Here is a 9040-nt window from a genome sequence, read left to right as displayed (position 1 = left end):
CGCCCGGCCCGCCCGCCATCGCGCCGCCGCCGAGCTTCGGCAGGACGTAGGCGAACACGAACACGAACAGCACCGGCTGCACCAGCACCCGGACGAACGTCGACAGGAAGTTCTTGCGCATGACCCGCGCCTCGCGCGCCATCATCGCGGCGAACGTGCGCGGGACCGTCGCGCGCGCCGGGGGCGGCGGCGCCAGGACGGCGGGAGCGGCTGAGGCGGTCATTCGCGGTATTCCCTTCCGGTGAGGGCGAGGAAGACGGTCTCCAGGCTGGGGCGGAGCTGGGTGGCGTCGGTGACGCCGACCCCGGCGGAGGAGCCGATCGTGACGAGCTCGCCGAGGATGCCCTCGGGGTCGGCGGCGAAGACGCGGACCTGGCCGTCGGTCACCTCGACCCTGCTGATGCCGTCCCGGTCGGAGAGCCTCTTGATCTCGTGCGGGGCGGCGGCGTCGTAGCTGACGGTGATGACGGTGTCGGCGCCCGCGCTGGACTTCAGCTGGTCGACGGTGCCGCTGGCGAGGATCTTGCCGTGGTCGACGACCGCGACCCGGTCGCAGAGGGCCTCGGCCTCCTCCATGTAGTGGGTGGTGAGGACGATCGTCTGCCCGGCGGCCTGGAGCCCGCGCAGCACCTCCCACAGGTTGGTGCGGGTCTGCGGGTCGAGGCCGGCGGTCGGCTCGTCCAGGAACAGCACCTCGGGGCCGTGCATGAGCGCCCGGCAGATCATCACGCGCTTGGCCTGCCCGCCGGAGATCTCGAACGGGTTGCCGCCGCGCGTCTCGGTCAGTCCGAACAGCTCCAGCAGCTCGGCGGCCCGCTTGCGGGCGTCCCGGGCGCTCAGCCCGAAGTACCGGCCGCGGAACTCCAGGTTCTCGACGACGGTCAGGTCGCTGTCGAGGGTGTTGTTCTGCGAGACCACGCCGATGCGCCGCTTGATCTCGACGGCGTCCTTCACCACGTCCAGGCCGGTCACGTGCGCGCTGCCGCCCGTCGGGACGACCAGCGTGGTGAGCATGCCGATGGTGGTGGACTTGCCCGCGCCGTTCGGGCCGAGCAGCCCGAAGAACTCGCCGCGCGGGACGTCCAGGTCGATGCCCTGCACGGCGGGCACCGCCGGGCGCGGCCCGGACGCGGGATAGGTCTTCTCCAGGCCGGCCGTGCGCACGGCGGCCTCCGGGGGTTCGGTCATGCGCCGTCTCCCTCAGCTTCCTCGTCGTTGTCGTGGGAGTAGTTCTCGAATCGTTCGATCAGCCCGAGCAGGAACCGGCGGACGGCCTCCACGTCCTCCTCGCCGACGACGTCGTAGAGGCGGCCCAGGTCCCGCCCGATGGGCTCGGACTTCTCGGCGAGCAATCGCCGCCCGGAGTCGGTGATGCGCAGCATGACCCCGCGCCGGTCGCGGTGCGAGGGCTCGCGCCGGACGTGCCCGTTGCGCTCCAGCGTGTCGACCACCGAGGTGACCGTGGCGGGGGTCACGTGCAGCCGCTTGGCGACCTCGCCGGGGCGCAGGCCGTCCTCGACGATGAGCAGCCGCAGCAGGAAGTACCCGGCGGGGCTGATGCCGTGCTTCTCGACGATCCGCCAGACCACGGGGCCCGCCAGCCGGGAGGCCGCGGCGAAGAGCCTGCCGACCGGCCACTCCTCCCTGGGGCCGTACAGCTTGAGGTCGTCGATACCGAAGTTCCCCATGGCGAATGATGTTAGGGGTCTGAACTTTAGATGGCAAACCTTTAGCCCTCTAAATACTCGCCGTTCGTCCCATCCCGTCAACATAGGTTGACGTGGCCGCCATGTCAACCTGCGTTGACGAACGAGGGCGCGGGCCGTGTGGCGCTCATCTCAGCAGGTGGGAAAACCGCACCCCGGCGTTGAATAGACATCCAGGGTCCTGCATACTCTTGCTTGTTGTCTTCGAGAGGGCATGGGGAGATGGGAATCCGGACGGCGGTCGCCGGCGCCAGCGGGTACGCGGGCGGCGAGCTGCTGCGCATCCTGGCGGGACATCCAGAGTTCGAGATCGGCGCGCTGACGGCGGGCTCCAACGCGGGCACCGAGCTGGGCGCGCACCAGCCCCACCTGCGATCCCTGGCCGGGCGCGTCCTGGCCGAGACCACCCCCGAGACCCTGTCCGGCCACGACGTGGTGTTCCTGGCGCTGCCGCACGGCCAGTCCGGCCCGCTCGCGGCGCGGCTCGGCGAGGACGTGCTGGTCATCGACTGCGGCGCCGACCACCGGCTCACCGACGCGGCCGCCTGGGAGGCGTTCTACGGCACGCCCCACGCGGGCACCTGGCCCTACGGGCTGCCCGAACTGCCCGGCCACCGGGACGCGCTGCGCGGCGCAAGGCGGATCGCCGTGCCGGGCTGCTACCCGACCGCCGTGTCGCTCGCGCTCGCCCCGGCGTTCGCCGCCGGGCTCGCCGAGCCCGACGCCGTCGTGGTCGCCGCGTCCGGCACCTCCGGCGCGGGACGGGCCCTCAAGCCGCACCTGCTCGGCAGCGAGGTCATGGGCGCGGTCTCCGCCTACGGCGTCGGCGGGACGCATAGGCATACGCCCGAGATGGTCCAGAACCTGAGCGCGGCGGCGGGGGAGCCGGTCACGGTCTCCTTCACGCCGACGCTCGCGCCGATGAGCCGCGGCATCCTCGCCACCTGCACGGCCAAGGCCCGCACCGGCGTCACCGCCGCGGCGCTGCGCGCCGCCTACGAGCGGGCCTACGCCGGCGAGCCGTTCGTCGGCCTGCTGCCCGAGGGCCGGTGGCCCGCCACGTCCATGACGCTCGGCGCGAACACCGTCCTCCTCCAGACGGCCCTGGACGAGGCGGCCGGCCGCATCGTCGTGGTCGCCGCCGTCGACAACCTCGCCAAGGGCACCGCGGGGGGCGCGGTGCAGAGCGCCAACATCGCCCTCGGCCTGCCCGAAGAACTCGGGCTCACCACGATCGGAGTCTCCCCGTGAGCGTCACCGCCCCCAGGGGTTTCCGCGCCGCCGGCGTCGTCGCCGGGCTGAAGGACAGCGGCAACCGCGACCTGGCCCTCGTCGTCAACGACGGGCCGTCCCGCGCGGCGGCCGGCGTCTTCACCCGCAACCGCGTCAAGGCCGCGCCCGTCCTGTGGTCGGAGCAGGTCCTCAAGGGCGGCCGGGTCCGCGCGGTCGTGCTGAACGCGGGCGGCGCCAACGCCTGCACCGGCGCGCCCGGCTTCCAGGACACCCATGCCACCGCCGAGAAGGCCGCCGAGCTGCTGGAGGACTCCGCCGGCGAGATCGCGGTGTGCTCCACCGGGCTGATCGGCGAGCGGCTCCCCATGGACCTGCTGCTGCCCGGCGTCGACAAGGCCGCCGCCGAGCTGTCGCGCGGCGACGGCGGGCTCGCCGCCGCCGACGCGATCCGCACCACCGACACCGTCGCCAAGATCTCCTTCCGGCAGGGCGCCGGCGGCTACATGATCGGCGCGATGGCCAAGGGCGCCGGCATGCTCGCCCCGTCCCTCGCCACGATGCTGTGCGTCGTCACCACCGACGCCGACCTGCCCGCCGAGGCGCTCGACCGGGCGCTGCGCGCGGCGACCGGCGCGACCCTCGACCGGCTCGACTCCGACGGCTGCATGTCGACCAACGACACCGTCCTGCTGCTGGCGTCCGGCGCGGCGGAGACCGTCCCGGACGAGGAGGAGTTCACCGCGCTGCTCACCGAGGTGTGCGCGGACCTCACCCGGCAGCTGCTCGTGGACGCCGAGGGCGCCTCCAAGGCCATCGCGATCGAGGTCGTCGGCGCCGCGTCCGAGGACGACGCGGTCACCGTCGGGCGCTCCATCGCCCGCAACAACCTGCTCAAGTGCGCGATCCACGGCGAGGACCCGAACTGGGGCCGGGTGCTGTCGGCGGTCGGCACCACCGACGCGGTGTTCGAGCCCGACCACCTGAACGTCGCGATCAACGGCGTGTGGGTGTGCCGGAACGGCGCGTCCGGCGACGACCGGGACAAGGTCGACCTGCGCCCCCGGGACGTGACGATCACCGTCGACCTGGCCGCCGGCCCGCACAGCGCCACCGTCTGGACGACCGACCTCACGGCCGACTACGTCCACGAGAACTCGGCATACTCCACATGAGCGCGATCACCAGCGGCGCGGAGATCCGCGGCAACCGGGCGGGCGTGCTGTCGAAGGCGGAGACGCTCATCAAGGCGCTGCCGTGGCTGGAGCGCTTCCACGGCAAGACCGTCGTGATCAAGTACGGCGGGCACGCGATGACCGACGAGGAACTGCGGCACTCGTTCGCCGAGGACATCGTGTTCCTGCGCTACGCCGGGCTGAAGCCGGTGATCGTGCACGGCGGCGGCCCGCAGATCAACGCGGCGCTCGCCCGCAACGGCATCGACTCGACGTTCACCGCCGGGCTGCGGGTCACCACGCCGGAGGCCATGGAGGTCGTCCGGATGGTGCTGACCGGGCAGGTGCAGCGGGACGTCGTCGGGCTGATCAACCGGCACGGGCCGTTCGCGCTCGGCATGTCCGGCGAGGACGCGAACCTGTTCACCGCCGAGCGCAAGCACGCGGTCGTGGACGGCGCGAAGGTCGACATCGGCCAGGTCGGCGAGATCGTCGAGGTGCAGGTCGGGGCCGTCCGGGCGCTGCTGGACGACGGCCGCGTCCCGGTCGTGTCCAGCATCGCCCGCGGCGACGACGGCGAGGTCTACAACGTCAACGCCGACACGGCCGCCGCCGCGCTGGCCGTCGCGCTGGACGCGGCGAAGCTGGTCGTCCTCACCGACGTCGACGGCCTCTACGCGGACTGGCCCGACAGCGACGACGTGATCGACAGCCTCACCACCGACGAGCTGGCCGCGCTGCTGCCCGGCCTGTCCGCCGGGATGGTGCCGAAGATGGAGGCGTGCCTGGCCGCCGTCCGCGGCGGCGTCCCGCAGGCCCACGTGCTGGACGGCCGCGTCACGCACTCGCTGCTGCTGGAGATCTTCACCGACGAAGGGATCGGAACGATGGTGCTGCCCAGCCTCCCGGGCGCCCCCGCCGAGGTGACCGCCGAGGTGACCGCATGAGCGACCTGCGGACCCGGTTCGAGGCCGCGTTCATGCCGAACTACGGCGTGCCGCCGGTGGCGCTGGCGCGCGGCGAGGGCTGCCGCGTCTGGGACACCGCCGGCCGCGAGTACCTCGACCTGATCGCCGGGATCGCGGTCAGCTCCCTCGGGCACGGGCACCCGGCCCTGGTCGAGGCGGTGTCGGCGCAGGCCGCGGCGCTGGCCCACACGTCCAACCTGTTCCTGAACGAGCCCGAGGTGCTGCTCGCCGAGCGGCTGCGGGAGCTGCTCGGCGGCGACGGGCGGGTCTTCCTCGCCAACAGCGGCACCGAGGCGAACGAGTGCGCGCTGAAGCTCGCCATCAAGTACGGCAAGCAGAACGGGCGGTCCTACTTCGTCGCCGCGGAGAACGGGTTCCACGGCCGGAGCCTGGGCGCGCTGTCGCTGACCGGCAAGGCGTCGATCCGGGAGCCGTTCGGGCCGTTCGCCATCGACGTCCGGTTCGTCCCCTACGGCGACGCCGGCGCGCTGAAGGCCTCCGTCGACGAGGACTGTGCGGCAGTGTTCCTGGAGCCCACGCAGGGCGAGGCCGGGGTCGTCCCGCCGCCGGACGGGTACTTCACGGCCGCCCGGGAGATCTGCGACGCGGCGGGCGCGCTGTTCGTCGCCGACGAGATCCAGTCCGCGATCGGCCGCACCGGGACCTGGTTCGCGTTCGAGCACGAGAACGCCAGGCCCGACGTCATCACCCTCGCCAAGGGCCTCGGCGGCGGGCTGCCGGTCGGCGCCTGCGTCGCGTTCGGCCCGCACGGCGACCTGTTCGCCAAGGGCGACCACGGCAGCACCTTCGGCGGGAACCCGGTCGCGGCCGCCGCCGCCCTCGCCGTCCTCGCCACCATCGAGAAGGACGGCCTGCTCGCCCACGCCGTCTCGGTGGGGGAGGCCCTGGCCTCCGGGCTCGCCGCCATCGAGCACCCGCTGCTCGCGGGCGTCCGGGGCCGCGGGCTGTGGCGGGCCGCCGTCCTCACCGGACCGCACGCGGCCGCCGTGGAGGCCGCCGCCCGCGACGCCGGCTTCCTGATCAACGCGCTCCAGCCGGACGCGCTGCGGATCGCGCCGCCGCTCGTCCTCACCGCCGGGCAGGCGCGGTCGTTCACCGACGCATTCCCCTCGATCCTCGACGCCGCCTCCCCGGGCCAGGAGGGATGAGCATGACCAGGCACTTCCTCCGGGACGACGACCTCACCCCCGCCGAGCAGGCCGAGGTCCTCGACCTCGCCGCCGCCGTCAAGAAGGACCGGTTCGGCCACCGGCCCCTCGAAGGCCCGCGGTCGGTCGCCGTCCTGTTCGACAAGCCGTCCACCCGGACCCGGCTGTCCTTCACCGTCGGCATCGCCGAGCTCGGCGGCAACCCCCTCGTCATGGACGCGGGAACGAGCCAGCTCGGCCGCGGCGAGACGATTGCCGACACCGCGCGCGTCCTGGAGCGGCAGGTCAGCGCCATCGTGTGGCGGACGGCCGGGCAGGAGCGCATCGAGGAGATGGCCGCCGGCACCACCGTCCCGGTCGTCAACGCCCTCACCGACGAGTTCCACCCCTGCCAGATCCTCGCCGACCTGCAGACCGTGCGGGAGGCCAAGGGCGACCTCGCCGGCGCCACCCTCGCCTACTTCGGCGACGGCGCCAACAACATGGCGCACTCCTACCTGCTCGGCTGCGCCACCGCGGGGATGCACGTCCGCGTCGGCGCCCCGGCGTCCCTGCCGCCCGACCCCGCGATCGTCGCCCGCGCCACCGAGATCGCCGCCGCGACGGGCGGGTCCGTGACCGTCACCGACGACGCCGCGAAGGCCGCCGCCGGAGCCGACGTCCTCGCCACCGACACCTGGGTGTCGATGGGCCAGGACGGCAAGGACACCACGCTCTACGAGCCGTACTCGGTGAACGAGGAGCTGCTCGCCCGCGCCGACTCCGAGGCGATCGTCCTGCACTGCCTGCCCGCCTACCGCGGCAAGGAGATCGCCGCGTCCGTCCTGGACGGCCCGCGGAGCCGCGTCTGGGACGAGGCGGAGAACCGGCTGCACGCCCAGAAGGCGCTGCTCGTCTGGCTTCTGGAGCGGTCCCGGTGACCACCCCCATGACCAAGGCCGCCCGGCACGCCCGGGTGATCGAGCTGCTGACCCGGCACCCCGTCCACTCCCAGGGGGAGCTCGCGAAGCTCCTCGGCGACGAGGGCGTCGACGTCACCCAGGCCACGCTGTCGCGCGACCTGGTCGAGATCGGCGCGGTGAAGCTGCGCGCCGACGACGGCAGCCTGATCTACGCCGTCCCCGGAGAGGGCGGCGAGCGGATCCGGCGGGCCCGCACCGGGGCCGCCGAGACCTTCACCGGACGGCTCTCCCGGCTCGCCGCGGAGCTGCTCGTCTCGGCCGAGGCGTCGGCCAACCTGGTCATGGTGCGGACCCCGCCCGGGGCCGCGCAGTACCTGGCCTCGGCGATCGACCACGCCGAGTGGCCGACGATCCTCGGGACCGTCGCGGGCGACGACTCGATCCTCGTCATCTCCCGCGATCCAACCGGCGGGGAGGACGTCGCGGAAGCGCTCCTCAGGCTGACGGGCGGGCGCGAACGACGAAGCTAGGGGCCGCCGCGCGGCCCCGCATCCCAGCCTTCCGAATCCGAACACTTCGCACAGGAGACAATGACCATGAGCGAGCGCGTCGTACTCGCGTACTCCGGGGGCCTGGACACCTCCGTCGCCATCCCGTACCTCGCCGAGCAGACCGGCGGCGAGGTCATCGCCGTCGCGGTGGACGTCGGCCAGGGCGGCGAGGACCTGGACACCATCCGCAAGCGGGCCCTCGCCTGCGGCGCCGCCGAGGCCGTCGTCGTGGACGCCAAGGAGGAGTTCGCCGCGGACTTCTGCGTCCCCGCCATGCAGGCCAACGCCCTCTACATGGACCGCTACCCGCTGGTGTCGGCGCTGTCGCGGCCGCTGATCGTCAAGCACCTGGTGTCGGCCGCCAAGGAGTTCGGCGGCACCACCGTCTCGCACGGCTGCACCGGCAAGGGCAACGACCAGGTCCGCTTCGAGGCCGGCCTGTCCGCCCTCGCCCCGGAGCTGAAGGTCATCGCGCCCGCCCGCGACTTCGCCTGGACGCGGGACAAGGCCATCGCCTTCGCCGAGGACAAGGGCCTGCCGATCGACGTGTCGGCCAAGTCGCCCTACTCCATCGACCAGAACCTGTGGGGCCGGGCCGTCGAGACCGGGTTCCTGGAGGACATCTGGAACGGGCCCATCGAGGACGTCTACGACTACACCGCCGACCCCGCCGAGCCGCGCGAGGCCGACGAGGTCGTCATCGCGTTCGCGTCCGGCGTGCCGGTCGCGCTGGACGGCCGCCCGCTCACCCCGTACCAGGTCATCGCCGAGCTGAACCGGCGCGCGGGCGCGCAGGGCGTCGGCCGCATCGACATGGTCGAGGACCGGCTCGTCGGCATCAAGAGCCGCGAGGTCTACGAGGCACCGGCCGCGATCGCGCTGATGGCCGCGCACATGGAACTGGAGAACGTCACCGTCGAGCGCGACCTCGCCCGCTTCAAGCGGTCCGTCGACCAGCGGTGGGGCGAGCTCGTCTACGACGGCCTCTGGTTCTCGCCGCTGAAGGAGTCCCTGGACGCCTTCATCGCCGACGCGCAGAAGCAGGTGTCCGGCGAGGTCCGGATGACGCTGCACGGCGGCCGCGCCGTCGTCACCGGCCGGCGCAGCGACGCGTCCCTCTACAGCTACGACCTCGCCACCTACGACACCGGCGACGCCTTCGACCAGAGCCTCGCCAAGGGCTTCGTCGAGCTGTGGAGTCTGCCCAGCAAGATCGCCGCCAAGCGCGACCGCGACCTGGACGCCTAACGGACGCGCCACGGGCCACCGGGTACGGTGCTCGCGAAGCTCGTCGTTTGCTTGGTGGCGGGTGGGGGCTGGAGGACGGTGCTCCGAGCGA

General features: G+C 72.9%; 9 protein-coding genes and 1 pseudogene. 7 read left to right on the top strand and 3 right to left on the bottom strand.

The window, feature by feature from the left end:
- From E1284_RS35135 to E1284_RS35125, 3 genes and pseudogenes are all read right to left on the bottom strand, one after another.
- A pseudogene (locus tag E1284_RS35135) lies at positions 1–223 on the bottom strand (ABC transporter permease); the annotation flags it as partial.
- Positions 220–1188 carry an ABC transporter ATP-binding protein gene (locus E1284_RS35130; protein WP_131944473.1) on the bottom strand — a complete coding sequence of 323 codons (969 nt, stop codon included), beginning with the start codon at positions 1186–1188 and terminating at the stop codon, positions 220–222. The gene E1284_RS35130 and the pseudogene E1284_RS35135, both read right to left, overlap by 4 nt.
- Positions 1185–1688, bottom strand: a complete 504-nt coding sequence (locus E1284_RS35125) for a MarR family winged helix-turn-helix transcriptional regulator (RefSeq protein ID WP_131944472.1) — start codon at positions 1686–1688, stop codon at positions 1185–1187. Before E1284_RS35125 ends, E1284_RS35130 begins: the two co-directional genes overlap by 4 nt.
- 240 nt (positions 1689–1928) lie before the next feature.
- Between E1284_RS35125 and argC the strand changes: the two genes are divergently transcribed.
- The 7 genes from argC to E1284_RS35090 all read left to right on the top strand — a co-directional run bounded on the left by argC (position 1929) and on the right by E1284_RS35090 (position 8949).
- Positions 1929–2957, top strand: a complete 1029-nt coding sequence (gene argC, locus E1284_RS35120) for an N-acetyl-gamma-glutamyl-phosphate reductase (RefSeq protein WP_131944471.1) — start codon at positions 1929–1931, stop codon at positions 2955–2957.
- Complete coding sequence (argJ, locus tag E1284_RS35115) at positions 2954–4111, top strand: bifunctional glutamate N-acetyltransferase/amino-acid acetyltransferase ArgJ (protein WP_131944470.1); 1158 nt, start codon at positions 2954–2956, stop codon at positions 4109–4111. The genes argC and argJ overlap by 4 nt, the downstream gene beginning before the upstream one ends.
- Complete coding sequence (gene argB, locus E1284_RS35110) at positions 4108–5058, top strand: acetylglutamate kinase (RefSeq protein ID WP_131944469.1); 951 nt, start codon at positions 4108–4110, stop codon at positions 5056–5058. Before argJ ends, argB begins: the two co-directional genes overlap by 4 nt.
- The gene (locus E1284_RS35105) at positions 5055–6248 is read left to right on the top strand and encodes an acetylornithine transaminase (protein ID WP_131944468.1); all 1194 of its coding nucleotides are present in this window, start codon (positions 5055–5057) and stop codon (positions 6246–6248) included. Before argB ends, E1284_RS35105 begins: the two co-directional genes overlap by 4 nt.
- Before the next feature lie 2 nt (positions 6249–6250).
- On the top strand, positions 6251–7168 hold the full coding sequence (gene argF, locus E1284_RS35100) for an ornithine carbamoyltransferase (RefSeq protein WP_131944467.1): 918 nt from the start codon (positions 6251–6253) through the stop codon (positions 7166–7168).
- A gap of 8 nt (positions 7169–7176) precedes the next feature.
- Positions 7177–7680 carry an arginine repressor gene (locus E1284_RS35095; RefSeq protein ID WP_131944474.1) on the top strand — a complete coding sequence of 168 codons (504 nt, stop codon included), beginning with the start codon at positions 7177–7179 and terminating at the stop codon, positions 7678–7680.
- A 66-nt stretch (positions 7681–7746) separates the two neighbouring features.
- Positions 7747–8949, top strand: a complete 1203-nt coding sequence (locus tag E1284_RS35090) for an argininosuccinate synthase (RefSeq protein ID WP_131944466.1) — start codon at positions 7747–7749, stop codon at positions 8947–8949.
- Positions 8950–9040 lie beyond the last annotated feature (91 nt).

Origin of the sequence: Actinomadura bangladeshensis, assembly GCF_004348335.1 — a bacterium.
Classification (GTDB): domain Bacteria; phylum Actinomycetota; class Actinomycetes; order Streptosporangiales; family Streptosporangiaceae; genus Spirillospora; species Spirillospora bangladeshensis.
This window is presented reverse-complemented; position numbering and strand designations above follow the sequence as displayed.